The organism is Caulobacter segnis (assembly GCF_031454995.1).
Classification (GTDB): Bacteria; Pseudomonadota; Alphaproteobacteria; order Caulobacterales; family Caulobacteraceae; genus Caulobacter; species Caulobacter segnis_E.
The window spans coordinates 647,522-672,485 of record NZ_JAVDRV010000002.1 but is presented as its reverse complement, the minus strand read 5'-3'; the positions used below and the strand labels follow the sequence as shown (position 1 = coordinate 672,485).

23 protein-coding genes are annotated in these 24,964 nt (G+C 67.0%); 9 read left to right on the top strand and 14 right to left on the bottom strand.

Features of this window, described 5'->3' with window-relative positions:
* Nucleotides 1-4: 4 nt before the first annotated feature.
* Entirely contained in the window at nucleotides 5-580 is a 576-nt protein-coding gene (locus J2728_RS09380) for an HD domain-containing protein (RefSeq protein WP_309998576.1), read from the top strand.
* On the opposite strand, the gene phnX is transcribed toward J2728_RS09380, so the two are convergent.
* From phnX to J2728_RS09345, 7 genes are all read right to left on the bottom strand, one after another.
* A complete protein-coding gene (gene phnX, locus J2728_RS09375; RefSeq protein ID WP_309998575.1) occupies nucleotides 577-1,383 on the bottom strand; it encodes a phosphonoacetaldehyde hydrolase in 807 nt (268 codons plus the stop codon). The genes J2728_RS09380 and phnX overlap by 4 nt on opposite strands.
* On the bottom strand, nucleotides 1,380-2,492 hold the full coding sequence (locus tag J2728_RS09370) for a TIGR03364 family FAD-dependent oxidoreductase (protein ID WP_309998573.1): 1,113 nt from the start codon (nucleotides 2,490-2,492) through the stop codon (nucleotides 1,380-1,382). Before J2728_RS09370 ends, phnX begins: the two co-directional genes overlap by 4 nt.
* A gap of 13 nt (nucleotides 2,493-2,505) precedes the next feature.
* The gene (locus J2728_RS09365; protein WP_309998572.1) at nucleotides 2,506-3,456 is read right to left on the bottom strand and encodes an aspartyl/asparaginyl beta-hydroxylase domain-containing protein; all 951 of its coding nucleotides are present in this window, start codon (nucleotides 3,454-3,456) and stop codon (nucleotides 2,506-2,508) included.
* 3 nt (nucleotides 3,457-3,459) lie between these two features.
* Entirely contained in the window at nucleotides 3,460-5,376 is a 1,917-nt protein-coding gene (locus J2728_RS09360; RefSeq protein ID WP_309998571.1) for a sulfotransferase, read from the bottom strand.
* The gene (locus J2728_RS09355) at nucleotides 5,373-5,996 is read right to left on the bottom strand and encodes an aspartyl/asparaginyl beta-hydroxylase domain-containing protein (RefSeq protein ID WP_309998570.1); all 624 of its coding nucleotides are present in this window, start codon (nucleotides 5,994-5,996) and stop codon (nucleotides 5,373-5,375) included. Before J2728_RS09355 ends, J2728_RS09360 begins: the two co-directional genes overlap by 4 nt.
* Nucleotides 5,993-6,631, bottom strand: coding sequence for a sulfotransferase family 2 domain-containing protein (locus J2728_RS09350; protein WP_309998569.1), 639 nt, complete (start codon nucleotides 6,629-6,631; stop codon nucleotides 5,993-5,995). Before J2728_RS09350 ends, J2728_RS09355 begins: the two co-directional genes overlap by 4 nt.
* An 83-nt stretch (nucleotides 6,632-6,714) precedes the next feature.
* The gene (locus J2728_RS09345; RefSeq protein WP_309998568.1) at nucleotides 6,715-9,516 is read right to left on the bottom strand and encodes a TonB-dependent receptor; all 2,802 of its coding nucleotides are present in this window, start codon (nucleotides 9,514-9,516) and stop codon (nucleotides 6,715-6,717) included.
* Nucleotides 9,517-10,260: 744 nt separating this feature from the next.
* Between J2728_RS09345 and J2728_RS09340 the strand changes: the two genes are divergently transcribed.
* The 7 genes from J2728_RS09340 (at nucleotide 10,261) to J2728_RS09310 (ending at nucleotide 16,772) form a co-directional block, all read left to right on the top strand.
* Nucleotides 10,261-11,097: an alpha/beta fold hydrolase gene (locus J2728_RS09340; protein ID WP_309999442.1), complete on the top strand. Its 837-nt coding sequence runs from the start codon at nucleotides 10,261-10,263 to the stop codon at nucleotides 11,095-11,097.
* Nucleotides 11,098-11,406: 309 nt separating this feature from the next.
* Nucleotides 11,407-12,063 (top strand): hydrolase, encoded by a 657-nt coding sequence (locus tag J2728_RS09335; protein WP_309998567.1) that lies wholly within the window; start codon nucleotides 11,407-11,409, stop codon nucleotides 12,061-12,063.
* A gap of 52 nt (nucleotides 12,064-12,115) precedes the next feature.
* Nucleotides 12,116-12,385: a DUF1427 family protein gene (locus J2728_RS09330; protein WP_309998566.1), complete on the top strand. Its 270-nt coding sequence runs from the start codon at nucleotides 12,116-12,118 to the stop codon at nucleotides 12,383-12,385.
* Nucleotides 12,386-12,471: 86 nt separating this feature from the next.
* Entirely contained in the window at nucleotides 12,472-14,331 is a 1,860-nt protein-coding gene (locus J2728_RS09325; protein ID WP_309998563.1) for an amidohydrolase, read from the top strand.
* 1 nt (nucleotide 14,332) lies between these two features.
* The gene (locus tag J2728_RS09320; protein WP_309998561.1) at nucleotides 14,333-14,749 is read left to right on the top strand and encodes a DoxX family protein; all 417 of its coding nucleotides are present in this window, start codon (nucleotides 14,333-14,335) and stop codon (nucleotides 14,747-14,749) included.
* A complete protein-coding gene (locus J2728_RS09315; RefSeq protein WP_309998560.1) occupies nucleotides 14,746-15,432 on the top strand; it encodes a YoaK family protein in 687 nt (228 codons plus the stop codon). The genes J2728_RS09320 and J2728_RS09315 overlap by 4 nt, the downstream gene beginning before the upstream one ends.
* Nucleotides 15,429-16,772 carry an alginate export family protein gene (locus tag J2728_RS09310; protein ID WP_309998559.1) on the top strand — a complete coding sequence of 448 codons (1,344 nt, stop codon included), beginning with the start codon at nucleotides 15,429-15,431 and terminating at the stop codon, nucleotides 16,770-16,772. Before J2728_RS09315 ends, J2728_RS09310 begins: the two co-directional genes overlap by 4 nt.
* A gap of 8 nt (nucleotides 16,773-16,780) precedes the next feature.
* Here J2728_RS09310 and J2728_RS09305 read toward each other — a convergent pair whose 3' ends face one another.
* Together J2728_RS09305 and J2728_RS09300 are read right to left on the bottom strand one after the other, a co-directional pair.
* Complete coding sequence (locus J2728_RS09305) at nucleotides 16,781-17,347, bottom strand: gluconate 2-dehydrogenase subunit 3 family protein (protein ID WP_309998558.1); 567 nt, start codon at nucleotides 17,345-17,347, stop codon at nucleotides 16,781-16,783.
* Nucleotides 17,347-19,086, bottom strand: coding sequence for a GMC oxidoreductase (locus J2728_RS09300; protein ID WP_309998556.1), 1,740 nt, complete (start codon nucleotides 19,084-19,086; stop codon nucleotides 17,347-17,349). Before J2728_RS09300 ends, J2728_RS09305 begins: the two co-directional genes overlap by 1 nt.
* A 176-nt stretch (nucleotides 19,087-19,262) precedes the next feature.
* Here J2728_RS09300 and J2728_RS09295 point away from each other — a divergent pair, with 176 nt between their 5' ends.
* Entirely contained in the window at nucleotides 19,263-20,090 is an 828-nt protein-coding gene (locus tag J2728_RS09295) for a 3-keto-disaccharide hydrolase (RefSeq protein ID WP_404979725.1), read from the top strand.
* A 19-nt stretch (nucleotides 20,091-20,109) separates the two neighbouring features.
* Here J2728_RS09295 and J2728_RS09290 read toward each other — a convergent pair whose 3' ends face one another.
* The 5 genes from J2728_RS09290 to J2728_RS09270 are packed head-to-tail and all read right to left on the bottom strand — an operon-like array spanning nucleotide 20,110 to nucleotide 24,906.
* Nucleotides 20,110-20,472 (bottom strand): c-type cytochrome, encoded by a 363-nt coding sequence (locus tag J2728_RS09290; protein WP_309998552.1) that lies wholly within the window; start codon nucleotides 20,470-20,472, stop codon nucleotides 20,110-20,112.
* Nucleotides 20,473-20,497: 25 nt separating this feature from the next.
* On the bottom strand, nucleotides 20,498-21,553 hold the full coding sequence (locus tag J2728_RS09285; RefSeq protein ID WP_309998551.1) for a sugar phosphate isomerase/epimerase family protein: 1,056 nt from the start codon (nucleotides 21,551-21,553) through the stop codon (nucleotides 20,498-20,500).
* Nucleotides 21,550-22,683, bottom strand: a complete 1,134-nt coding sequence (locus J2728_RS09280; protein WP_309998549.1) for a Gfo/Idh/MocA family protein — start codon at nucleotides 22,681-22,683, stop codon at nucleotides 21,550-21,552. The genes J2728_RS09285 and J2728_RS09280 overlap by 4 nt, the downstream gene beginning before the upstream one ends.
* Nucleotides 22,683-23,696, bottom strand: a complete 1,014-nt coding sequence (locus J2728_RS09275; RefSeq protein ID WP_404979745.1) for a sugar phosphate isomerase/epimerase family protein — start codon at nucleotides 23,694-23,696, stop codon at nucleotides 22,683-22,685. The genes J2728_RS09280 and J2728_RS09275 overlap by 1 nt, the downstream gene beginning before the upstream one ends.
* Nucleotides 23,656-24,906 (bottom strand): MFS transporter, encoded by a 1,251-nt coding sequence (locus tag J2728_RS09270; protein ID WP_309998544.1) that lies wholly within the window; start codon nucleotides 24,904-24,906, stop codon nucleotides 23,656-23,658. The genes J2728_RS09275 and J2728_RS09270 overlap by 41 nt, the downstream gene beginning before the upstream one ends.
* Between the last annotated feature and the right edge of the window lie 58 nt (nucleotides 24,907-24,964).

Genomic DNA, 24,964 nt, shown 5'->3' with positions numbered 1-24,964 from the left:
CAGCATGACCTCCAGTTCCGCGGCCGACGCCTTCCAGGCCGAGATCACCGATCTGTTCACGCGCTTGGGCGACCTGCACTACGGCGAAGACGTCACCCAGATGGAGCACGCCCTGCGGGCGGCGCATCACGCCAACCTGGACGGAGCCTCTCCCGCCCTGGTCGCCGCCGCCTTGTTGCACGACATTGGCCACCTTATGCAGAAGATCGGCGAGGACGCGGCTGATCGGGGCATCGACACCCGGCACGAACAGATCGGCGCCGGTTACCTGGCCCGCGGCTTTCCCCTTGAGGTGACCGAGCCCATCCGGCTGCACGTGGCGGCCAAGCGCTATCGCGTCGCCGTCGATCCCGCCTATGCCAGCCGCCTCAGCCACGCCTCGCGGCAGAGCCTGGCGTTGCAAGGCGGCCCCATGTCTCCGGACGAGATCAAGATCTTCCTGGCCGATCCGCATGCCGGAGCGGCGCGGAAGCTGCGGAGCTACGACGAAGCGGGAAAGGATCTGGAGGCCGAGGTCGCGGCCTTCGAAACTTACGGTGATCTTCTGCGCGGCCTGATCGCCGAGGCCGGCAAGCTCTAGACCGGCCGCTCGCCCCGCGCGATCCGCGCCTCGATCTCGGCCAGCGCCGGGCCCAGCTCGCCGATGGTGTCGACGACATAGTGCGCGCCCGCGTCTCGCAACGCCTTGGCAGAGGTCGCGATGCGCGCGGCCCGATCGCCGGGCGCCAGGCTGGCCAGCGCTTCCTGGCCGAGACCCACGCCGTTGCCAGACGCGGAAAGGCCGATGGTCCACGCGCCGACCTCTAGCCCTTCGGCGATCCCGACCACGGCGTCATCGACCTTGACGCAGGCCCGCGCCGGCCAGGCGCCGAGCTCGGTCAGAGCCTTCCACATCATCAGCGGCGAAGGGCGGCCCTCGGTCGTTTCGCCGGCGCAGACCACGACCTCGGGCGCGTAGCCCTGGTCCGCCGCGAGCGGCAGGATGTCCGCCATCATTGGACGCGTATAGCCCGTGGTCGAGCCGATCTTCACGCCGCGCGCGCGCAGGTCGGCGACCAAGCTCGCCGCGCCCGGGATCAGAGCCGAGCAGTCCTTCGCGGCCGCGCGCATCTTCGGCTCCACGGCGTCATGCAGGCGATCGACATCGGTCTCGTCGCTGGATCGGCCGTGGCGCGCCCGCCAGGCGTCCGCGACGCGGGGCATGGCCAGCAGAGCGCGGATGTGGTCGCGCTTGGCGCGGCCCATGTCGGCGCGCGCCTCGACCTCGTCGATCTCCACGCCCGCCTCGGCGAAGACCTCCCGCAAGGCCAGGACCGGCGCGCGGCATCCAAAATCGATCATCGTGCCGGCCCAATCGAAAATGACGGCCTGGATGGGGCTCATGCGAAGACTCCCGTGATCACGGTTTCGGCCAGGCCAAAGGCGGTCGAGGCGCCGGTGCCGCCCGTCACCACGACAAGCCGAACGCTCGGCATCGGCGTCTCGACCAGGCTATGACCGGCGGCCGAAGCATAGGTGCCCGTCCAGCGCTCCAGCACGGGCGGCGCCGATTGGCCGAAGACCTGGGCGAACTCGTCCAGGATCAGGGCGTCGACGTCGTCGCGGGCGAACGGATCGGGGGTTCGCGCGTAGTGGTGGCTATCGCCGACGACCAGCGAGCCGTCGGCGCTCTGGACTACGATCAGGTGAACGCCATGCTCCAGATGCGCTGGCTGCTCGGCTTCGAGGCGGGCGCGCAGGGCTCGCGCCTCCGGCAGGGCCGCGTAGCCGAGATAGCGGACCAGACCGAGGTCGGACATGACCGGCGCCGGCAGGCGCCAGCCCGGATCGGCCAGGCGCAGCATCTGCAGCTTGCAGCGCGTGACGCTCGCGCGGGCGAAGGCGTCTGGAAACAGAGTGACCAGATCGTCGCCGGGGCAGATGACGATGGCGTCGGCCTCGATGAGGCCAGCTGACGTCTCCAGACGCCCCGTCTCGACGCCGCGCACCGCCACGCCGCGCAGGAACGTGACGCCCCACGCGGCCTCGAGCCAGGCCGCCAGGCGCGGGATCGCGGTGCGCGACTCCACCCGAAGATCGACGCTGCTCGTCAGGCCGCCCAGAACCCGTCCTCGCGTCGGAAGGCGGTCGCCAAGATCGCCGCCGTCGCGCCAGGCGCAGCCGTCGGCCATCTCGGTTTCGAGGAAGGCTTCGAGCACCGTCCTGGCCTCGGGTCGGCGAGCGATCATGGTCAGGCCGCGCTGAAGGACCTCGATCCCCGCGGCGTCGGCGATCTCGCGCCAGACCTCGGCCGAACGGCGCGCGTGGCTCCAGACCGCGCCCCGCTCCTGACCGGTGACGGTCACGAAGCCGAAGTTGCGCACCGAGGCGCCGTTGGCCTGGGCGTCTCGGTCGACCACGACGACGCGCTTGCCCAGCCGCGCGGCGGCCAAGGCGTGGGCTAGGCCAACAATTCCAGCGCCCACGACGGCGAGATCGAAACCCTGCTTCAAGACAAATCTTCCCTCACCACGCCGCGTCTTCGGCGACCAGATGCCCCAGCACCCGCTTCTCCAACACCAAGAGCGCGCTAGCGCCGTTCGTCCGCATAACCAGTCCCTCGGCCAGCGGCGTCGCCGAGGCGCGCACGGCCATGCCCAGACGCAGGAACTCCTCGGCCGCCGCGCCGTCCAAGCCGTGCAAGGCGCAGAGCTGTCGCCAGTCGAGCGCGAAGCCATCCAGGAGCTGAATGAAACGCCCAGCGCGCTGACGTGTCTCTGGAGTGTCGACGGCGAGCGCGAGTTCGGCCTTCAAGTCGTCGAGTAGCCACTGCACCTCGGCGGCGGGCATGATGGGCGAGCGCTGGTTGATCTCGGTCAGCAGCGGATGATTGGCGGTCGGATCCCAGCCGACCTCGCGCCATTGGCCGCGCGGCGACGCGGGCGCGTGGACAAATCGCCAGAAGGCGGCGGTCCCGGTGGTGTCGGCGACCAGATGAATTCGCGCCTGGCTGGCGTTGTTCTCGACATGATGGCGACGCCAGTTGTCGAAGACCCACGCTTCCCCCTCGCCCATGTGCACCGCCTCGCCGTCGCAGTGGAAACGCACCTCCGGCCAGGTGAACACCGGAATGTGCAGCCGCACGCGCGTGTGCCAATGGTAGTTGATGTCGGCGTGCTCGGGCACGCCCGCGCCGGGCGCCAAGCGCATCAGACGCGAGCGGCTCCAGACAACGCCGAAGCCCGCCAGCACCTGCTTCAGGTAGGGCATGGCCTCCAGCCAAGGCGTCGGCGCCATGCGCCCCTGGACGCCGTCGTTCTCGCCGCCGCCGGAAGTGATCAGCCGAACGGCGCTGTTGCCCGGCACTTGGTCTGGATGAGCGACCCAGGCCTCGGTCGGCAGCGCCGCGACCTCGGCCTGAAGACGCGCGACGTCGAACAGCAAGGGCAACTGGAAGAAAGGTCGCGACAGACGCATCGATCAATCCGTCTCCGTCACCGCGTCGCCGAGCGCCGCGCGCATGGCGCCAAGCCACCGCGCGTAATGCTTCCACTGCTCCAAGCCCTCGCGCCCGATGGGTTGGCGCACCTGCTCGGAACTGGGCGTGCGGATGCCGCGCCGGGTCTCGTGGAAGCGCAGGCAGGACGTCTCAAAAGGTAGACCACAATGATCGAGCATGCGGCGCGTGGCGCTCTCCAGGTCATCGACCACGTCCTCGTATTGAACCTTGAGCACCCGCCCCGGCAGCACGGCGTCCCAGTGGCGCATCAGATCGAGATAGATCCGATAGTGGCCGGCGATGTCGTCGAGATCGTAGGTGAATTCCTGGTTCGTCGTCCCGAACAGCTGCTTGAAGTTGCTGAAGCCGCAGGCCATCGGCTCGCGCCGAACGTCGATGATCGTCGCGCGCGGCAGGATCAGGTGGATCAGCCCGACATGCCAGAAGTTGTTGGGCATTTTGTCGATGAAGAACGGCCGACCCAGACGCCGATAGGCCAGCGTTTCGTCTAGGAAGCGCTCCCCGAGCGCCACCGCCTGGGAGGCGCTTAGGTTCAGGAGGGCCGCGGGGTCCGCGGGCAGACCGCAATCCGGATCAAGGCCGCACAGCTCGCCAGCGTAGCGGCCGATCTCGGTCAGTTCGTGTGTCCCCTCCACTTGGGAATGGGAGGCCAGAATCTGCTCGATCAGGGTCGAGCCCGAGCGTGGTAGTCCGACGATGAAGATTGGCGCGGGGTCATCGACGCCCCAGCCGGCGCGTCGCGCGAAGGCCTCCGCGGTCAGGACCTCCTTCAGCCGCTCGGCGCAACGCTCGGCGACGTCCAGCCGATAGCGACTGGAGGCGCGTCGCAGGGCGTTTCCCCGCGCGTAGAAGCTCCACGACGCCGCGTAATCGCCTTGATCCTCCAGCGCCTTTCCGAGGGCGAAGCGGAGATAGACGCGGTCCATGTCCTGAAGCGCCGGCGCGGCTTCTGCGGCGCGCATGCGGACGATGTCCTCGTCGGTGAAGCGATGGGTCTTCAGATTGGCCAGGCTGAACCAAGCGACGCCGTGGTCTGGCCGAGCGGACAGGGCCGCGCGGTAGTCGTTGATCGCCTCGGTGGCGAGCCCCATGGCCTTCAGGGCGTTGGCCCGCCACAGTCGAAGATCGGCGATCTCGTCCGCCGACGCGCAAGGGCCCGCCAGCAGGCGTTGATAGAGGTCGATTACCGGCTCGAAATCGTCAAGACCCAGGCACGCGGCTCCGTAGAGCTTCAAGAGCTCGCGATTGTCGGGCGCATCGGCTAGCAGCCGCTCGGCTTCCACGCGCGCGGCCCGGTGCTTCTGCGCCCGCAACAGCACCATGGCGTAGTCGAAGCGCGCCTCGTCGTAGTCGGGAGCCTGAGAGAGGATCGCCGCCAGCAGGGCTTCGGCGTCATCCAGCGCTCCGCGCTCCAGGCGGATCCGCGCCAGCAGGCGCAAGGCGCCGACGCTATCGCCGGCCTCGCGCAAATGGTCGCGCAGCGCCTCTTCGGCGGGCTCCAGGTCGCCGTCCGCCAGCAGGCTTTGCGCCACCACGACCGCTTGGGGAAGTTGCTTCAGGGCCGCGAGGCGCCGGGCCGCGACATCGGCCTCGGCGATCTCGCCGCGCAGTCGGTGAAGCTGCTCAAGCATGTCCCAGCACGCCGGGAGCGCCGGGTTCAGCGCCACCGCCTCCCGCAGGGCCGCCATCGCCGCCGGGCCGTCGCCCAGGGCGATCAGGCATTGAGCTCGCTCCTGGTGTAGGCGGCTGAAACGCGGATGCTCGGACCGCGAACCGTCCAGCAGAGCCAGCGCTTCAGATACGCGTCGCTGCTCGCGCAACGCCCTCGCCCGCCGCAGGCGGACTTCGCGGTCTTCCAGCGCCTCGGCGCTGTTCACGACGTCACGCTAGGCAACGGCGCGAGCCATCGCGGATCCGGCTGATCGGCGTCGTAGTATTCGAAGATCAGGTGGATACGGTCGGTGTCGCCGTCATTGCGCACCCAGTGGGGACCGAGGTTGTCGACCTCGACCGCTTCTCCCACCGGAAAGTGATGCTCGGCGCCGCCGAAGAACGACACCACGCCGGGATTGGTCGTCAGCGGCACATGGATCTTGTGAGGCCACTTGGCGGCCGGATTGGCGTCGATGTGCGGGTGGATGACCCCGCCGGCCGGCATCCTCGCCAGCATCACTCGGGGAAAGACACCGCGCGCATAGCCGTAGTCACAAACAGCCTGGGCCAACACCGGTTCAAGTTGGCGGCGCCAGGCCGCCCACGCCGGACGGTCATGCGAGCCGCGCCAGTCGAGGGGACTATCGACGAAGCGGAAGACGATGTGTCGGGTCGCGTCGAGCACCTCGAACTTGTTGGGCTTGGCGGCGTTTTCCGCGGCCCAGACATCCTCGGGTATCGCCAAGACGGCGGACAGCAAGGCGGCGACGTCAACCGAGCCGAGCCGGCGCACCGACCTTGTCTTGCGCGGATTGGCCGCCAGCTCGCGTCGGGCCACGTTCATCGCGCGTCCTCGAAGTCGTAGCCGAACAGCTCCAGGTCCTGGGCGTAACGCGCGGTCACGCCGTCGATCAGCTCGCGGTCGTAATAGGCGCGATAGTCCTCATGACGGGTGCCGTTGACCCGGTCCAGCGGGCGCGGGGCAATGCCGATCCGCGCGCAGATGGCGTCGTAGGAGCTCTGCATGTCCTCGACGCGTCCCACCTGGTCGGCCAGTAGGGTCTTGCCGTCGTCATCGACGAGCAGCCAGGCCTGCGGCTGGAACAGGATGTGCCCTTCGGGCGGATCGACGAACAGGAAGTGGCGCATCGCCTCGCGGGGCTGGCGCTGGAAGACGTCGCCGCCGCGCAGCATGAAAGCGCAGTACGACACGAAGCGATCGAAGGGATTTCGTACGAAGGCGAACTTGAGATAGGCCGCGAAGGCATCCTCGCCGAGATAGGGCCGCACCTGGCGTAGCGACAAATGGCCGTGTTGGATCGCCGCAAGGTCCGCCCATGGGAAGCGCTTGTTGACGAACAGGCCAACCTGCTCGACGTCCTCGTCACCCATTTGCTCGCGCAGGGCCTGCCTGACCGCGTGCGTGCCGGTCTTGGGCACGGCGGCGAAGATGAAGCGGTGGCGATGGGAGACAATCACGTTGGAGCCCACGCAAGAAAGAGGAGCGCCCCTCCCCGCCGGAAACGCGGGTCGGGGCGCGATATCAAGAGGTTTTCGTCGTCTTAGAACTTGTAGCGGAGGCCAACCATGTAGGTCGTTCCGCTCTGGGTCTGGTTGTAGAGATATTCGTTCTGGCCCCAGAACTGGGTGTCCTTCTGGTTCGTCAGGTTGATCGCGTTCAGCGTGAGCTGGAGCGCGCTCGAGACGTTGTAGAAGGCCGAGGCGTCCACATAGGTGGATCCCTGGAACCCGCGCGTGCTGGCGCTCATCGGGTTGTCATTGTGACCCGTGAACCACTTGTTGCGATGGCTCATCGAGCCCCGCAGACCCCAGTTGTCGGTCTCGTAGTAGAGCGTGGCGTTGTAGCTGGTGTTGGAGATCCCGGTGAGCGCCTCGTCGGCGTCCACATAGGTGTAGTTCACGACCGCGCCCAGCTTGTCGAACGGCGCCGGCAAGAACGAGAACTGGCCCTGCGCGGCCAGCTCGACGCCGGTCAGCTGCTTGGTGCCGGCGACGTTGATCGGCATCTCGAACTCTTTGACGATCGAGTTGGCCGTGGCGCCCGGGATCGTGGTGTAGGGCACGCCCGTCTGGCTGAACGGGACGTTTTCGAGCGTTTGGGTGCCGATGAAGTTCTTGATGCTCTTGTGGAATACGCTCGCCGAGATCATCCCGTCCTGGCCGAAGTAGTACTCCGCCGCCACGTCCAGCGTGGTGTCCTTGAAGGGCTTTAGGTTGGGATTGCCGCGCGAGGCCGTGATATCGCCGCTGTCGGCTTGGAACGCGCTGCCCTTGGCCGCCATCGAGCCGAGGCTCGGGCGGTTCAGGTTCTGGGTGGCCGCGAAGCGCACCTGGACCTCGGGCGTCAGCTCGATGACGGTGTTGAGGGCCGGCAGAACGCCCGAATAGCTGCCCTTCACGTCCGAGGTGCCCAGGTAGGCGTAGTTGTCGCCCTGGATCCAGCCGGTGCCGTGCGTGTCGGTCTCATAGCCGCGCAGGCCGATATTGCCGCGGAACCGCTTGCCCATCAGCTGGCTGTCCCAGTCCGCCTGAACGTATTCGGACACGGTCTCTTCCGAGGTCTCGTAGACGTTCTCGATGTCTTGGAGCGCGCCGCCCGTGCCGTCCTTGTTGGGGCCGAACCGGTGGTACTCGTTGTACTTGGCGAAGGTCTTTTCGTAGTCGCCGACCAGCCACGAGCCAAACTCGTTGGTGAACACGCTGGTGACGTCGGCGACCGACTTGCCGCGCATCTTGGACCGGGTCCCGTTGACGTTGTCGTCATAGAACAGATCGCGGCCGCCTTGCGTGAACTTGTGATAGGCCACGCCGGCGCGCAGGGTCCACACGTCGTTCAGCTCGTACTTGGCGTTCAGCACGCCTTCCTTCAGTTCCGACTGGTTGTTGAAGCCGCGGTAGTAGAAGGAATCCAGCGCGTAGTTGGCCGGGTCGGTGGCGTTGAAGTTCGGATAGGAGAACGTCGCCGAGCGGCCGTCCGCGCCGTAGTTGGCGATCATGTTGCCCTTGGCGCGCATATAGAGCTTGTCGTCATACGGGGTCTTGTAGGTCGACTTCTCGTAGCCGACGTGACCATCGATCGTCAGGCGATCGGACAGGTCCCACTTGCCGGTCAGCGCGACTTGGTTGAAGTGGTTCTTGTTAAACGACCGGCGATGTTCGCTGCCGAAGGTCGTGCCCGTCACATCGGTCATGGTGACGTAGTTGCTGCTGTCCCACGCCAGGTTGTTGATCACCGAGCCCTTCTGGAACTGCGACGGCCAGACCCCGCCCGCGGGGGTGTCGAACGCGAAGGACTTCGTGCCAGACCCCAGCGGGCGCGTGGCCAGGTGATATTCGTTGCGGTGGGTCTTGAACTCGCCGTGCAGCACGTCGAGCGTCAGCAGCAGATTGTCCACGGGCCGCCATTGCACGGCGCCCGTCAGACCCAGGCGTTCGGCCTTCGAGTTCCAGGACGAGATGCGGTTGCCGTCCGCGATATACAGGTCGCCGGACAGGAACTTGGCCTGCTGCGCGGTGGTCAGACGGGAGATGTCCACGCCGTTGGTGACCAGCTTCTGCATGTCCGCTGCGCTGAGCTTGTCGTAGTTATAGGTGTTGTGGCCCTGCTCGGTGGTTTCGCGCTTGCTGTAGGCGACCGAGACGGCGACGCCAAACTTGTTGTCCCAGTTCTGGCTGAACAACGCCGCGATGCGGGGCTGCGTGTCCTTGGTATATTGGTTAGTGCCCAGCTTGACGGACACGGCGCCCTTGCCGCCCGTCGCGTAGTCGAACGGCTTGCCCGTGAAGAGGCCGACGGTGCCGGCCATGCCGCCTTCGTTCTGGGCCGCCTGGAAGGTCTTTTCGACTTCCACGCGCGAGAACAGCTCCGAGGCGAAGATGTTGAAGTCGAAGGCGCGGTCGCGCGAACGTTGGCCGCGGCTGTCCTGGGCGGAGTCGACGTTGCCCAGCACTTCCATGCCGTTCAGCTGCACGCGGGCGAAATCCGGACCCAGGCCACGAAGCGAGATGCGACGACCTTCGCCGGCCTCGCGGGTGATTTGCACGCCAGGCAAGCGCTGCAGCGATTCAGCGAGGTTCAGTTCCGGGAACTTCGCCATGTCCTCGGCGACGATCGCGTCTTTCTGGATCACCGATTCGCGCTTGATGGCGCGGGCGTCGGCGAGCGACTTGCGGAAGCCCGTGACGACGATCGCATCGACGGTTTCGCTAGCGGTCGAGCTTTCCGCGGCCTGGCGCGCGAAAGCGGCCGTGGCGCTGGCGTCCGCCGCGAGCACCGCGACCGTGCACAACAGACAGCTCTTAAGGTTCGGCCGCCAGGTCCGAACGGAATGCAACTTCAGCATGAGAATCCCCTGCCCCAAAACTGGTATGGACCAGAGGCTTTAAGCAGGCTGCGACGACAGCCGCGTGACAGCGCGCGCCGACGCCGGAAAATTTGTTCCGGGAGGCAGTAGCGTTAATCCAAAGGGAATTTTCGCTAGAAGTACCGCGCGTGACGGGCCTTGGCCGACAAGTGTCGCCTTGGTCCTTCTGGTTTTTCATGGGCGTGGATCAATCAAACGCGCATCGCCTTTTGGACTATACCAAACACAGTCCGACGCGCCGAGGCCAACCCACTCGCCTGGAGCGCTCGCGCCGCGTGATTCGTATCTCAAGCGCCTTGCCCAAGCGCTGGCGTTCAAAGGTTTCAATCGGCCGAGGCTAGGCCAAGCCCACCCTTTGGGTGGCGGCGGAATCCGGCGGGCCCTTCTGGCGAAGGTCCGGCGCCTCTTGGTGTCACCCGTTTAGCCCGCGTGAGATCCCCGCGACCACGAGGACGTGGGGCGGTCGGCCACAATTCACGACCGATAATGACAAGACCACCGGCGCCCTTCCGTGTCGTCTGCCCCCTGCTCGCGCGGCTTTCTCCATCCAGGCCTGAACCTACTCCGGGGGACTCCAAGATGACTGATCAAGACCAAAACGAAGCGGGCGCCACCCGGCGCCGCGTCCTGGCCGCCGGCGCGGCCGCCCTGGTGGCCCTGCCCTCCACCTCCCTGGCGCTGGCGAAGCCCGCCTCCTCAACCCAAGGCAAAGGAACCCACGACATGAGCAGCGGCTACGTCACGACCAAGGACGGCGTGCAGATCTACTACAAGGATTGGGGTCCCAAGACCGCCCAGCCCATCGTGTTCCACCATGGTTGGCCCCTGTCGGCCGACGACTGGGACAACCAGATGATGTTCTTCCTGCTGAAGGGCTATCGCGTCATCGCCCATGACCGCCGGGGTCACGGTCGCTCGACCCAGACCGACAGCGGCAACGAGATGGACACCTACGCGGCCGACGTCGCGGCCCTGACCGATCACCTGGACCTCAAGAACGCCTTCCACGTCGGCCACTCGACCGGCGGCGGCGAAGTCGCCCACTACGTCGCGCGCGCCAAACCGGGCCGCGTGGGCAAGGCGGTTTTGGTCGGCGCCGTGACGCCCATCATGCTGAAGACCGCAGCCAACCCCGGCGGCCTGCCGATGGAGGTCTTCGACGGCTTCCGCGATGGCACCGCCTTCAACCGCGCCCAGTTCTTCCGAGACGTCGCCGCCGGCCCGTTCTACGGCTTCAACCGTCCGGGCGCGAAGGTCTCGGAAGGCGTCATCGACAACTGGTGGCGTCAGGGCATGCAGGCCGGCGTCAAGCCGCTCTATGACTGCGTGAAGGCGTTCTCGGAAACCGACTTCACCGAGGATCTGAAGAAGATCGACGTGCCGGTGCTGGTGCTGCACGGCGAGGACGACCAGGTCGTGCCGATCGACGACAGCGCTCGCCTGGCGATCAAGCTGCTCAAGCACGGCAAGCTGATCACCTATCCCGGCTTCCCGCACGGCATGGCGACCACTCACGCGGACGTCATCAACGCCGACCTGTTGGCCTTCTTCAAGGCCTAGAGACTTGGGATCGCCTCCATGTGCCAGGCAGGCCAAACCCAGCCGATAGACCACGACCACGCACGTGACGGCGGGCCTTGGCTCGTGCTGGCGCTTGTCACCGTTCGAGCGCCCGAGGGCGTCCTCTTCGGCCGGCTTGAGGCTCGCGCCGGGCGCGCGGGCCTCAAGGGCGTAAGGGGCAGATATTGGAAATGATGAGTTTCATTCATTTCCATTTATGAGCCGCTCAAGCGCCGGCACAGTCCCCTCATCAGGCATCGACATGGCGGCCCGGGGCACGGTCCGCCGATTTTCAAAGGACCAAAGACCATGACCCCGCAAGCCAAGGCCGTCCCGGGCGCCCGCCTTCTCACCCCGACCGATCACACCTTGATCATGATCGACTTCCAGTCGCAGATGGCCTTCGCCACCAAGTCGATCGACGCCAGCCTGCTGCGCACCAACGCGGCCCTGGTGGCCAGCAGCGCCGCCGGCTTCGGCGTCTCGACCATTCTCACGACCGTCGCCGAGAAGAGCTTCTCGGGCCCGATGTTCTCGGAAGTCACCGACCCGTTCCCGGGCAAGCGCCTGCTGGACCGCACCTCGATGAACACCTGGGAAGACGCCCCGGTCATCGCCGAGGTCAACGCCATCGGCAAGTCACGGATCGTGCTGGCCGGCCTCTGGACCTCGGTCTGCATCGTCGGCCCGGCCCTGTCGGCCCTGGATCAAGGCTTCGAGGTCTTCGTGATCACCGACGCCTGCGGTGACGTCTCGACCGAAGCGCACGAGCGCGCGGTGACGCGCATGGTGCAAGCCGGCGCCCAGCCGATGACCTCGCTGCAATATCTGCTCGAGCTGCAACGCGATTGGGCCCGCGGCGAGACCTACGACATGACGACCGGCGTCGCCAAGAAGTTCGGCGGCGGATACGGCCTGGGCATCACCTATGCCAAGACGATGTTCGGCGCGTCGGAAGGCCACTGACCTTCCTAGGGCGAGGCTTCACCGCCTCGCCCGCCCATCTCGGAGCGTCGTCATGAAACCCTATCTGCTATCCCTCGGCGCCGGTCTCTTGGTGGGCGTCCTCTATTCCTTGATGGGCGTGCGCTCTCCCGCCCCGCCGGCGATCGCGCTGCTGGGCCTGCTGGGCATGCTACTGGGCGAGCAGGCCGCGCCGATCGCCAAGCGCCTGCTGACCAAGGCGCCAGTCACCGCCTACCTGAAGACGCCAGAGTGCGCGGGCCAAGTGCTCGGTCCACAAGCCGTCGCCGAGATCGACGCCAAGACGCCCGAGGAATCGGCATGACGACGCTGAGCCGCCGCCGAGCGCTGGCCTTGGGCGCGGCGCTCCTTCCCAATCCCCTTTTCTCTGATCCCCGGAGGCCCGGCCCCATGTCCGCCCAAGCCGACCTACTGCTCGTCAATGGCAAGTTCACCACGCTCGACCGCTCCAACCCGCGCGCCGACGCCGCCCTGATCCGCGACGGCAAGTTCGCCGCCGTGGGCGAGGAGCGAGAGGTCCGCGCCGCCGCCGGGACCAGCCCGACAGCGATCGACCTGAAGGGCCGCCGGGTGATCCCCGGCCTGATCGACAGCCACATGCACATCATCCGCGGCGGGCTGAACTACAACATGGAGCTGCGCTGGGACGGCGTGCCGACCCTGGCCGACGCCATGGCGATGCTGAAGAAGCAGGCCGTCAACACCCCGCCGCCCCAGTGGGTGCGCGTGGTCGGCGGCTTCACCGAGCACCAGTTCGTCGAAAAGCGTCTGCCGACCCTGGACGAGATCAACGCCGCCGCGCCCGAGACGCCGGTGTTCATTCTCCACCTCTATGACCGCGCCCTGCTCAACCGCGCCGCCCTGCGCGCCGTCGGCTACACCAAGGACACGCCCAATCCGCCGGGCGGCGAGATCCAGCGCGACGCCTCCGGCGAGCCCACGGGCCTTCTGCTGGCCCAGCCGAACGCCACGATCCTCTACGCCACCCTGGCCAAGGGCCCGAAGCTTCCGCCCGAGTACCAGTTGAACTCGACCCGCCACTTCATGCGCGAGATGAACCGCCTGGGCGTGACCGGCGTGATCGACGCCGGCGGCGGCTTCCAGAACTATCCCGATGACTACGAGATCATCGAGAAGCTGCACATGGACGACCAGCTGACCCTGCGGATCAGCTACAACCTGTTCACCCAGAAGCCCAAGGCCGAGCTCTCCGACTTCCAGAGCTGGTCCAAGCAGGTCAAGCCTGGTCAGGGCGACGATAAGTACCGCCACAATGGCGCGGGCGAGATGCTGGTCTACAGCGCCGCCGACTTCGAGGACTTCCGCGTCGAGCGACCCGAGATGCCGCCGAACATGGAAAGCGATCTCGAGCCGGTGATCCGTCACCTGGTGGAGAACCGCTGGCCCTGGCGGCTGCACGCCACCTACGACGAGACAATCAGCCGAGCGCTCGACGTCTACGAGAAGGTCAACCGCGACATGCCGTTCGACGGCCTGCACTGGTTCTTCGACCACGCCGAAACGATCAGCGACCGCAACATCGACCGGATCGCGGCCCTGGGCGGCGGCATCGCCGTGCAGCACCGCATGGCCTACCAGGGTGAGTACTTCATGGAGCGCTACGGGGCCAAGGCCGCCGAAGCCACGCCCCCGATCGGCAAGATGCTGAAAGCCGGGATCCCCGTGGGCGCCGGCACCGACGCCACCCGCGTGGCCAGCTATAACCCTTGGGTTTCGCTGAACTGGCTGGTGAGCGGCAAGACGGTCGGCGGCACGCGCCTTTATCCGCCGGCCAACCGCGTCGACCGCGAGGAGGCCCTGCGCCTGTGGACCAGCGCCAACACCTGGTTCTCGAACGAGGAAGGCAAGAAGGGCCAAATCGCCGTCGGCCAGCTTGCCGACCTGGCCGTGCTCAGCGACGACTACCTGACCGTCCCCGAGGACGAGATTCCGCACCTGTCGTCGGTGCTGACCCTGCTGGGCGGCAAGGTGGTCCACGGCGAAGGCGACTTCACCAAGCTGGCGCCGGTGCTGCCGCCGCCCATGCCCGACTGGTCGCCGGTGCGCACCTTCGGCGGCTATCAGGACCGCTCGCGTGGCCACGCCCGCGCCCTGGCCTCGGCCTGCGGCTGCGCCAGTAGCTGCAACGTCCACGGCCACGACCACGCGGCGGCCTACGCCCGAGAGGCGCCCACGTCCGACGCGCGTTCCTTCTGGGGCGCCATGGGCTGCGGCTGCTGGGCGGTGTGAGATGACGCCTCCCGTTCCTATCGCCGCCTTGCTGCGGTCGCCGGCGTTCGGCGTCTTCGCCCGCGCGGTCCTGACTCTGCCCTATTGGTGGAGCGGGATCGCCAAGCTCACAAACCTCAAGGGCGCGCTTGCGGAGGCTTCGGGCCTTGGTCTCAAGCCCGCCGGCCTGGTGGTCGCCGCCACGATCGCCGTTCAACTGGGCGGCTCGCTGGCCCTGATCCTCGGTCGCATAGGCTGGCTCGCCGCCGGGGCGCTGGGCGTGTTCACCGCCTTGGCGACGCTGATCGCTCATCCCTACTGGACCGTCGTCGATCCCACGGAGCGCTTCCACGCCCTGAACACTTTCCTGGAACACATCGGCCTGATCGGCGGCTTCATGCTCGCCGCGATCCTTGTCGAGAAGGAGCGCGTCGGATGAGCGGCAATCGGCTCAATATCGCGACCGGCATGGGCATGGCCTTTGTCGGCGGCTACGTCGATGTGGTTGGCTTCGTCCTGCTGTTTGGTCTGTTCGTCGCGCACGCCACCGGCAATCTGGTCATGCTGGGCGTGGCGCTCGCCGGAGACTCCGGCGGCCTCGCCACAAAGCTCCTGGCATTACCCACCTTTGTCGTGGTCGCCTCCCTGGCCTACGCCTTCGTTCGATCGCGCAAGGCTCGCGGTCTTGCCTGCGAGGCGCTCGTGCTGGGCCTGCAGGCGCTGTTGCTGACGGCTTTCGCCCTGCTGACGGTCGCGGCCACGCCGGCGGCCGCCGCCGATCGGCCGGAGGTCATGCTGGCGGGCCTGGCGGGCGTCGCGGCGATGGCGGTGCAGAACGTCGGGGCCCGGGTCGTCTTCGGGCATCTCGCGCCGACCACCATGATGACCGGGAACGTGACCCAGATGGCCATCGATATCGTGGACCTGGTGACCGCGCGAGGCCGCCCGGACCAAGCTCTGAGAGCGCGCCTGGTGAAGACCTGGCCGCCGGTGGCGGCTTTCGCGCTCGGCGCCGTCGGCGGCGCGGCGGGCGTCCTGATCGCCGGGGCGTGGAGCCTGCTCCTGGCCGTGGTCGCCGTGGCCACGCTGGCCGCGCTTCATGCCATGAGCCCCCGCCAATGAGCCCCGTCGCCGCGCTTCTCGCCGCGGCCTTGGCCGGTCCGATCGCCGAGCCGCCCGCCTTCAAGCCGGTGCGGTCCGACGAGGATTACGGATACCTTCGCGGCGTGGAGGATCGGCGCGGGCTCGACGCGCTTCGCTATATTCCGCTGGGCGGCGACGCCTATCTTGGCTTCGGCGGCGAGGCTCGCCTGCGGGCGGACGCCATCGACGCCCCCAGATACGGCCTCGGCGGCGCGCGGGCGGACACTTTCGCCCTGAGCCGTCTGCTGCTCAGCGGCGACCTGCATCTGAGCGAAACCGTCCGCGTCTATGGCGAACTTGGCCTGCATCGGGACCACGGTAAGCGCGACAAACCTTCCGCCACCGACCGCGACGGTGTCGATACCCAGGTGCTGTTCGTCGATGTCACGCCCGCGTCTGGCTGGCGTCTGCGCCTGGGTCGCCAGGAACTGCAGCTAAACCCCACCCAGCGTTTCGTCGCCGTGCGCGAGGCGCCGAACCTCCGCCAGAGCTTCGACGGCGCGCGGATCACGCGCGAGGCTGGCGCGCTCAAGCTGGATGCCTTCTATCTGCAGCCCGTTGTCGTCTCGCCTGGGGCTTTCGACGACACCCGCAACCGCGACCAGCGGTTCTACGGCGTCTACGCCTCGACACGACTTTCGCCCCGCCAGAGCCTAGACCTCTATGCCCTGGGGCTGGAGCGCGACGCCGTCCGCTTCGGAGCGGCCACCGGCGACGAACGCCGCGCAAGCCTGGGCGCTCGGCTCTCCGGGACCGAGGGCGCGATCGATTACGAGCTCGAGGCGGTCGTGCAAGGCGGCCGCTTCGCCGGACGTCGCATACGCGCCTTCGCGGCCTCGGCGGGCGGTGGCTATACGCTGGACCAGCCTTGGAGGCCGCGCTTGGGCCTGCGGCTCGACGCCGGGTCAGGCGACAAGGACCCGACGGACCAACGGCTGGGAACCTTCAACCCGATGTTCCCGAAAGGAGCCTATTTCAACGAAACAGGCCTTTTTAGCTGGGGCAATCTGGCGGCGGCCCGCGCGAGCGTCGGCGTCGCGCCGCGCAAGACGATCAGTCTGGAAGCGAGCTATACCGTCCATCACCTCTTGACGGCCGCCGACGCGATCTACCTGCAGCCGCTGGTCCCGCTGGCCGCCGCGCGGGCCGGCGGGTCCAAGGACATCGGCGGCGCCATGCAACTAGACGCGTCGTGGCAAGTGAATCGCGACTTCAAGCTCCAGGGACAACTGGCGCGTCAGAACGCCGGTCCCGCCATCCGCGCGCTGGGCGGCGGTCCGGTCAATCTGGCCGTGCTCTTCGTGCAGTTTCGGTTCTGAAGAGACCGCTAGCGGGTCGCCCAGGCCCGCCCGATCTCGGCCAGCGGAACACAGCCGTGATATTCCCCCGGCACCGGGTCGTACTTCAAGGCCATGGTCGCGCCCGGTTCGGACGTGAAGTAGCCGATCGTCACCCAGTCCTCCAAGGCCGCGAAGAAATGCGGCTGGCCGGGGTTCTGGCCCTTGGCGACCGCCGCTTCCTGGTCATAGGCGGTGAGCATCGCGGCCTGCTGCTCGGGCTTGAGCGCCACGAAGACGTCCCCGTGCGAGGCGCGTGCGTCGGCGTCCATCCGGGTCAGGCCGCCGATCAACAGCTCCTTCTGGGTCTTGTCGCAGTAGTTCGCCAGGGCGCGGTCGATGAACCTCGGCACGCCGGCCTGGCGCGCGCCAGGCGTATCGGTGGCGGGAATGATCAACTCGGCCACCACATCGACCAAACGAGCCTGATCCGCGGTCAGCGCTGTGGGCGTCCAGTCCAGGACAGGCGCGGCGGCCGCCGCGCGTCCGGCCCATCCGGTGGCCGCGGCGCCGGCGACCAGCGCCAAGCCCTTGAGAGCGTCGCGTCGGTGCAGCATCACAGATCTCCCCGCTTGCGAGCCTTGACGGCGTGATCGGCCGCCCGCGCCGTCAGCGCCATGTAGGTCAGGGATGGATTCACGCACGAGGCCGAAGTCATGGCCGCGCCGTCCGTCACATAGACGTTCTTGCACTCGTGGACCTGGTTGTGGGCGTTGAGCACCGAGGTATTCGGATCGCGCCCCATGCGCGCGGTGCCCATCTCGTGGATGCCCAGCCCCGGCGCGAAGCCGTTGTCGTAACCACGCACGTTCTTGAAGCCCGCCGCCTCCAGCATCTCGGCCGCGGCGTTCTGCATGTCCTTGCGCATGGCCAACTCGTTCTCACGCATGGTCACGTCCATGGTCAGGGTCGGCAGGCCGAACTCGTCCTTCACGTCGCGGTTCAGAGTGACCCGATTATCCTCATAGGGAAGGATCTCACCGAAGCCGCCCAGGCCCATGCTCCAGGGCCCCGGCTGGCTGAGCGCGGCCTTGCGCTCCGCGCCGAAGCCGCGTCCGGGGCGCCTCAAGTCGCGTTCCCACCCAGGCCGCGAGGCGCCGCCCTGGTAGCCGAAACCGCGCAGGTAATCGGAACGCTTGGTCGCGGCGTCGCCGAGATTGCGGAAGCGCGGCACATAGATCCCGTTGGGCCTCCGGCCGGAATAGTACATGTCGGCGAAATCGGTCGCCTCGCCGCTGGCCCCGACGCCCAGGTGGTGGTCCATGACGTTGCGGCCCAGTTGGTCGCTGCCATTGCCAAACCCGTTGGGGAACCGCGAACTGGCGGAGTTCATCATCAGCCAGGCGGAGTTCAGGGCCGATGCGCACAGGAAGATAACGTCGGCGTGGAACTCCTCGTCCTTGCGGGTGACCGCGTCCAGGATCCGCACGCCGCTGGCCTTCCCAGCCTTCTCGTCATAGATCAGCTCGGTGACGATCGAATTCGGCCGGATCACGAGGTTGCCGGTGCGCTCGGCCGCGACCAGCCCGCCGGAATTGGAGCTGTAGTAGCCCCCGAACGGACAGCCCCGAATACACATGTTGCGGTACTGGCACTTCGTGCGGCCAAGGCTCAACTGCTCCTCGGTCGGGTCGGTCAGGTGGGCCGTGCGGCCCATGGTGATCCGACGCTCCGGGAAGCGCGCCTCCGACTTGGCCTTGAAGGCCTTTTCGACGCAATTCATCTCCATCGGCGGCTGGTAGACGCCATCCGGAAGCTGCGGCAGGCCCTCGGCCTGGCCAGAGACGCCGATGAACCGCTCGACGTGGTCGTACCAGGGCGCGAGGTCCTCGTAGCGGATCGGCCAGTCCACGCCGATGCCCTCACGGGCGTTGGCTTCGAAGTCGATCGGGCTATGGCGATAGCTCTGCCGCCCCCAGGTCAGCGAGCGGCCGCCGACGTGATAGCCCCGGATCCAGTCGAACCGGTTCGTCTCGGTATAGGGATTGGTGTCGTCGCGGACGAAGAAGTGTTGGCTGTACTCCGTCATCGTGTAGCCGGTGCGGCGCTGCACCGGATAACGAGCCGCTAGCTCGTCGGGCGGCAACTGACCCTGAGGGTACTTGGTCTGCCAGGGATCCAGGGTGGCCGTCGGATAGTCCTCAAGGTGACGGACCATGCGTCCGCGCTCGAGCACCAGAACCTTGAGGCCCTTTTCCGTGAGTTCCTTGGCGGCGATGCCGCCGGTGATCCCGCTGCCCACCACGATGGCGTCGTAGGTGTTCTTACGCCGCGCTCGACCGTTCAGGTTGGCCATGTTCGCTCCCTTTGCGGTCCGCTCGCCAGACCACGCCGGCATGCTTACGCAACGCGACGCCAACCCTGGATGGAACCCATCATTCTTGTCTGGAGGCTTCCATGAAATGGGTTACATTGCAAGAAAGCTCGACATTCGATCGTGAAAAGTGGGCGTTTGGGAGGAAGAAGCCAATCATGACCATCTCGTCCGCTTCGGCGCGGCGCCCCTACTTGGCGACGATCGCGCTCGGCCTGATTCTGACCGCCACGCCCGTCATGGCCCAGGACCTGAAGGCCGGGCCCTGGCGGTCCCTCTTCGACGGCAAGAGCCTGGACGGCTGGATACCGAAGGTCGCGAAGCACCCAGTCGGCGAGAACTACAAGCAGACCTTCATCGTGGAGGACGGCGCGATCCGGGTCTCCTACGCCGGCTACCAGACGATGGACGGCCAGTTCGGCCACCTCTTCTACAAGGCCCCGTTCAAGGCCTATCGCCTGCGGTTCACCTATCGGTTCCTGACCGAAGGCGGCCTCGCCGACACGCCCGCTTGGGCCCGCAGCAACAGCGGGATCATGTTCCATGCCCAGAGCCCCGACAGCATGACGGTCAACCAGTCGTTCCCGGTCTCGGTGGAGTTCCAACTCTTGGGCAAGGACGGCGACGCGCCGCGTCCGACGGCGGCGGTCTGCACGCCGGGGATCACCATCACGATCGATGGCCAGAAGGTGAAGGAGCACTGCACGCCGTCCGCCAACGCCCCGACGATTCCGAACGGGACTTGGGTCAAGGCCGAGCTGGAAGTTCGGCCAAATGGCGAGGTGCTGGAAAGGATCAACGGCGTGATGGTCCACCGCTACGCCGACCTGACCCTCGACCCGGACGATACGGTCGCCGACGGCGCCAAGCCCTACATCCTGGCCCGCGGCGCCCAGCGGGTGACCGAAGGCTACATTGCGCTACAGAGCGAAGGCCATCCGATCGAGTTCAAGGACATCGAGATTCAGGAGCTGACGGCGCGCTAGCGCGCCGTCCAATCCCACATCACTTCTTCAGCGTTCCCAGATACTGAATCACCGCCGCCCGCTCCTCGGGATTGGGGGCGCCCAACAGCATCTTGGTGCCCGGCACGGTCTTGCCCGGAGCCTTGACGAAGACGTCCAACTGGTCCGGCGTCCAGGTGATCCCCGAGGCCTTCATGGCGTTGCTGTAGGCGTAGCCCGGCGCTGTTCCAGCCTTCCGACCGACGACGCCGGCCAGCGGCGGGCCCATCTTGCCGGGCGCCGGCTGAACGGAATGGCAGACCGTGCAGCGCTGCTTGAAGACCTGTTCGCCAGAAGGCGGCGCGGCGACCGCGCTGGTGGCGAGACCCGCCAGGACAGCGGCGAGGGTAAGCTGGAACTTCATCGGATACTCCGTCGGGATCGGCGGTTCATAGGCCCAAAAGGCGGCGATTGCGGCCAGCATCAGAGGTGCCGCCGGCGAAATCGTCAAACGCCTTGTCGGTCACCTGAATGATGTGGTCGCGGATGAACGGCGCGCCTTCACGAGCGCCTTGCTCGGGATGCTTCAGCGCGCACTCCCACTCCAGCACCGCCCAGCCGTCGTAGTCGTATTGGGCAAGCTTCGAGAAGATCGCCTTGAAGTCCACCTGGCCGTCGCCCAGCGAACGGAACCGCCCCGGACGTTCCGCCCAGCCCAGATAGCCGCCATAGACGCCCGATTGGGCGGACGGACGGAACTCGGCGTCCTTGACGTGGAACGCCTTGATCCGCTCGTGATAGCGGTCGATGTAGCCGAGGTAGTCCAGCTGCTGCAGCACCAGGTGGCTCGGATCATAGAGGATGTTGGCGCGCGGATGGCCGCCCACCTCGTCCAGGAACCGCTCGAAGGTCGCGCCGTCGTGCAGGTCCTCGCCCGGGTGGATTTCGTAGCAGGCGTCGACGCCGTTCTCCTCGAAGACGTCCAAGATCGGCTTCCAGCGGCGACCCAGCTCGGCGAAGGCCTCTTCGACAAGGCCCGCGGGACGCTGCGGCCACGGATAGAAGTAGGGCCAAGCCAGCGCGCCCGAGAAGGTGGCGTGCGCCTTCAGTCCCAGACGGCGGCTAGCGACGGCGGCGGCCTTGACCTGCCCGACCGCCCATTCCTGGCGCGCCTTGGGCTTGCCGCGCAGCTCGGGCGGCGCGAAGCCGTCGAACAACTCGTCATAGGCCGGGTGCACGGCGACCAGCTGACCCTGCAGGTGGGTCGAGAGCTCGGTTATTTGCAAGCCGTGGTTGGCGAGCAGGCCGGCGATGTCGTCGCAATAGGTCTGGCTCTCGGCGGCGCGCGCGAGGTCGAAGAACGAGTCCGCCCCGCCCGTGGGCATCTGCACGCCGACATAGCCGAGGTCCGCGACCCATTTGGCCATGGTCTCCAGCTTGTCGAACGGCGGCTTGTCGCCGATGAACTGAGCCAGGAAGATGCCGGGCCCCTTGAGCGTCTTCATCGCGCGTCTCCTTCCAGCGTCACCCAGCCGGCGTCCTCGCGGCTGGCGGCCACGGCCTGCTCCACGAAGGCCATGCCCCGCACGCCCTCGGCGATGTCGGGAACCAGCGCGCCCTCCCCGCCTTCGATGGCGTCGGCGAAGTCGCGATAGATGTTGGCGAAGGCCTCGATGAAACCCTCGGGATGGCCGGTCGGCAGTCGGGTCACCGCGCGGGCGGCTGGGCTCAGATAGCCCGAACCCGCGTGCAGCACATGGCTGGGGCCGTCCAGCCAGTCCAGGGTCAGGACGTTGGGATCCTCGTGCGACCAGGTCAGGCCGCCCTTCTCGCCATAGACGCTGAGCGTCAGGCCATTGCGGGCCCCGGCGCTGATCTGCGACGCGATCAGAACGCCACGCGCGCCATTGTCGAAGCGCAACAGCACGTTGCAGTCGTCATCCAGAGGACGGCCCGGGACGACGGTGGCGACGTCCGCGCACATCCGCTCGACCCGACGGCCCGTGACGAACTCGGCGATGTTGAAGGCATGGACGCCGATGTCGCCGATGCAGCCGCCAACGCCCGACTGCTTGGGATCGGCTCGCCAGCTGGCCTGCTTGTTGTCGCTCTCCCGCTCCAGCGGCTTGGACAACCAGCCCTGCGAGTACTCGACGACCACCTTGCGGACCGCGCCGAGGTCGCCGCGCGCCACGATTTCGCGCGCCTCACGGACCATGGGATAACCGGTGTAGGTGTAGGTCAGGGCGTATTGCTTGCCCGACGCCGCGACGATGGCGGCCAGTTCTTTCGCCTCGGCGAGGTTCAGCGTGGCCGGCTTGTCGCTGATGACGTTCAAGCCGCCGCGCAGAGCGGCGGCCGAGACGTCGAAGTGAAGGTGGTTGGGCGTCACGACCGAGACGAGCTGGACGCCATCGGCGCGGGCGCGTTCGGCGGCGATCATCGCGTGATGATCCGCATAGACCCGGTCCGGCGCGACGCCCCAGGCCGCCGCGGCCTGGGCGTTCTTGGCCGGATCGCGGCTGAACACCCCGGCGACCAGGCGAATACGGCCGTCCAGCTCGGCCGCCATGCGGTGCACCGGGCCGATGAACGAGCCCGGGCCGCCGCCGACCATGGCCATCCGCAGGCTCATCAGGCGACCACCTTGGCCAGGTAGTCGAAGCTCGTCTTGGCCGACTCCAGGCGCGCGCCCTTGAAAGGCGGCTCCTGCTCATAGAAGAATCCGCGCACGCCCGCGTCATAGGCGGCGGGCAGGAGCTTCGGCCAATTGATCATGCCCGAACCGACCTCGGTGGGATCCTGGCGCAGCTCGAAATTGGCCTTGGTCGTCGGCTTGATGTCCTTGACGTGCATGTGGGTGAAGCGCCCCGGATGCGCCTTCAGCATGGCGAACGGATCCTGGCCGGCGGCCGTCACCCAGCCCGCATCCATCTCGAAGGTCACCAGGTTCGGATCCGTGCCTTTCAGCAGGATGTCCATGCCCGTGGTGTTCCCCAGCGGGGCGAACTCGAAGTTATGGTTGTGATAGCCGGTGACGATGCCAGCCTTCTTCAAGACGGCAGCCTTCTCGTTCAGGAAGTCGGCGTTCCACTTCCAGTCGTCGGCGGTCATCTGCGCCCCGGCCTGACGCAAATCGGCGCCGCCGAGGCGATCCGGAATATAGTGGATTGGCATGATCGCCGTCTTCACGCCGATCACCTGTAGATCATCGGCCAGCTTGGCGAGATCGCCGCTGAAGGTGGCGCCGGCGCCCTTGGGCTGGACGTGGGCGCTGGTGCAGGCAAGGCCCGCGCGGTCGAAAGCGGCGCGCAGCTCGGCGGGCGTACGACCGAGATACCCGGCCAGCTCCACCGTCCTGAAGCCGATCTTGGAGACCGTGGCGAGCTGGGCGTCCAGCTCCTTCGCCAGATCCGGACCCAGGCTATAGAGCTGGATGCCCAACGGCAGCTTATGACGTTGGAAGAAGGTCGCCTGGGCGGCGTTGGCGGCGCCCGCGGCGGCGAAAGTCGCGACGCCGGCGGCGAGGAAGCCCCGCCGGGACAGGTCGGCGGCGGCGCGGGTGAGGTTGGCGGTCGTTCGCACGGGCTTTCCTTTTGGGCTGGGGTCAGGGCTGGGCGGGGCTGGCGGCGACCGGAGCGGCCTGATCGGCCTCGCTCTCGGCGACCGGTCCCTTGGCCGGCGGGCGGAAGAAGACGGCGAGCAGCAGGGTGGCGACCAACGCCATGCCGGTCGGAACCAGGAACAGGCTCGTATAGTCAACGGTCCCGTCGGTGGTCAGGCGGCTGATCAGCGCCGGGAACAGGAAGCTGGCGGCGACATTGCCAACGCCCAGGATCAACAGGTTGAACAGGCCTTGCGCGCTGGAGCGGACGTCCTTGGGGAACACCGCGTCGACGAAGATGTAAACCGTCGCGAAGAAGAACGCGTAGCAGACGCCATGCAGCAGCTGGACGGCCACGATCACCGGGATGCTGTCGGCGAAGAAGGCGAAGACGGCGAAGCGGGCGGCGTGGCCCAGCACGCCGATGATCATCGTGATCTTCCAGCCCAGGCGCGCCAGGACGCGGCCCAGGAAGAACATGGTCAGGATCTCGGCCACCTGGCCCAGGCTCAGCACGACCATCGACAGGTTGCCGGCGATGCCGACGCGGTTGGTCAGGAAGGCGTCGGCCATCACGAAGTAGCCGTTGTGGATCACGGAATCGATGAAGGTGACGATGAACAGCACCAGCACGAACGGCGCGCCCAGCAGCTTGAACGCCCGCCGCCAGGCCAGCTTGTCGACACCCGCCTCCTCTTTGCGCGGCGGAGTGTGCGGCAGGGTCAGCGAATAGGCGGCGAAGGCGAAGGACAGGATGGCCGCGACCAGGAAGATCCAGCGGGTCTGCTCGGCCGTGGCGTGCGCGCCCAGCAGAAAGACGAAGGGCCAGCTGACCAGCACCCAGCCCACCGTGCCGCCCATCCGCACCGCGCCGAACTCACCGGCCGGGTCGCGCAGGTTGGCGAAGGCGATCGAGTTGGTCACCGACAGCGTCGGCACATAGACCAGGCTGAAGATAAGGTAGCAGATGAAGAACGGCCAGAAGGTGGTCGAGAACGCCGTCCCGACCAGGGCCAGGCCGCCGATCAAGTGGCTGGCGGCCAGGAACCGCTCGGCCGAGAAGTTTCGGTCGGCGAACTGATTGGAAAAGAAGATGCCGACCAAGGCCGCGACGCCCCAGGCGCTGCCGACCAACGACTGCTGCCAGGGCGCGAAGCCCAGCATGCCCATGTAGGGGAAGATCTTCGGCGCCCAGGCGCCCCAGATCGCCAGTTGCAGCACCATCATCAGGAAGAGCCGGAAGCTCGTCTTCATGGTCCTGGTCCTCCCCGACCAGCTGTGGGCGGCGTTTCCGGTCTCAAGACCGCGCTCA

Excerpts from the sequence above, each read along its gene's own strand:
- J2728_RS09345 (WP_309998568.1), bottom strand. The coding sequence starts at position 9,516 with ATGCTGAAGTTGCATTCCGTTCGGACCTGGCGGCCGAACCTTAAGAGC.
- J2728_RS09325 (WP_309998563.1), top strand. The coding sequence starts at position 12,472 with ATGTCCGCCCAAGCCGACCTACTGCTCGTCAATGGCAAGTTCACCACG.
- J2728_RS09280 (WP_309998549.1), bottom strand. The coding sequence starts at position 22,683 with ATGAGCCTGCGGATGGCCATGGTCGGCGGCGGCCCGGGCTCGTTCATC.
- J2728_RS09305 (WP_309998558.1), bottom strand. The coding sequence starts at position 17,347 with ATGCTGCACCGACGCGACGCTCTCAAGGGCTTGGCGCTGGTCGCCGGC.
- J2728_RS09335 (WP_309998567.1), top strand. The coding sequence starts at position 11,407 with ATGACCCCGCAAGCCAAGGCCGTCCCGGGCGCCCGCCTTCTCACCCCG.
- J2728_RS09310 (WP_309998559.1), top strand. The coding sequence starts at position 15,429 with ATGAGCCCCGTCGCCGCGCTTCTCGCCGCGGCCTTGGCCGGTCCGATC.
- J2728_RS09285 (WP_309998551.1), bottom strand. The coding sequence starts at position 21,553 with ATGAAGACGCTCAAGGGGCCCGGCATCTTCCTGGCTCAGTTCATCGGC.
- J2728_RS09295 (WP_404979725.1), top strand. The coding sequence starts at position 19,263 with ATGACCATCTCGTCCGCTTCGGCGCGGCGCCCCTACTTGGCGACGATC.
- J2728_RS09380 (WP_309998576.1), top strand. The coding sequence starts at position 5 with ATGACCTCCAGTTCCGCGGCCGACGCCTTCCAGGCCGAGATCACCGAT.
- J2728_RS09330 (WP_309998566.1), top strand. The coding sequence starts at position 12,116 with ATGAAACCCTATCTGCTATCCCTCGGCGCCGGTCTCTTGGTGGGCGTC.
- J2728_RS09340 (WP_309999442.1), top strand. The coding sequence starts at position 10,261 with ATGAGCAGCGGCTACGTCACGACCAAGGACGGCGTGCAGATCTACTAC.
- J2728_RS09320 (WP_309998561.1), top strand. The coding sequence starts at position 14,333 with ATGACGCCTCCCGTTCCTATCGCCGCCTTGCTGCGGTCGCCGGCGTTC.
- J2728_RS09300 (WP_309998556.1), bottom strand. The coding sequence starts at position 19,086 with ATGGCCAACCTGAACGGTCGAGCGCGGCGTAAGAACACCTACGACGCC.
- J2728_RS09315 (WP_309998560.1), top strand. The coding sequence starts at position 14,746 with ATGAGCGGCAATCGGCTCAATATCGCGACCGGCATGGGCATGGCCTTT.
- J2728_RS09270 (WP_309998544.1), bottom strand. The coding sequence starts at position 24,906 with ATGAAGACGAGCTTCCGGCTCTTCCTGATGATGGTGCTGCAACTGGCG.
- phnX (WP_309998575.1), bottom strand. The coding sequence starts at position 1,383 with ATGAGCCCCATCCAGGCCGTCATTTTCGATTGGGCCGGCACGATGATC.
- J2728_RS09355 (WP_309998570.1), bottom strand. The coding sequence starts at position 5,996 with ATGAACGTGGCCCGACGCGAGCTGGCGGCCAATCCGCGCAAGACAAGG.
- J2728_RS09365 (WP_309998572.1), bottom strand. The coding sequence starts at position 3,456 with ATGCGTCTGTCGCGACCTTTCTTCCAGTTGCCCTTGCTGTTCGACGTC.
- J2728_RS09290 (WP_309998552.1), bottom strand. The coding sequence starts at position 20,472 with ATGAAGTTCCAGCTTACCCTCGCCGCTGTCCTGGCGGGTCTCGCCACC.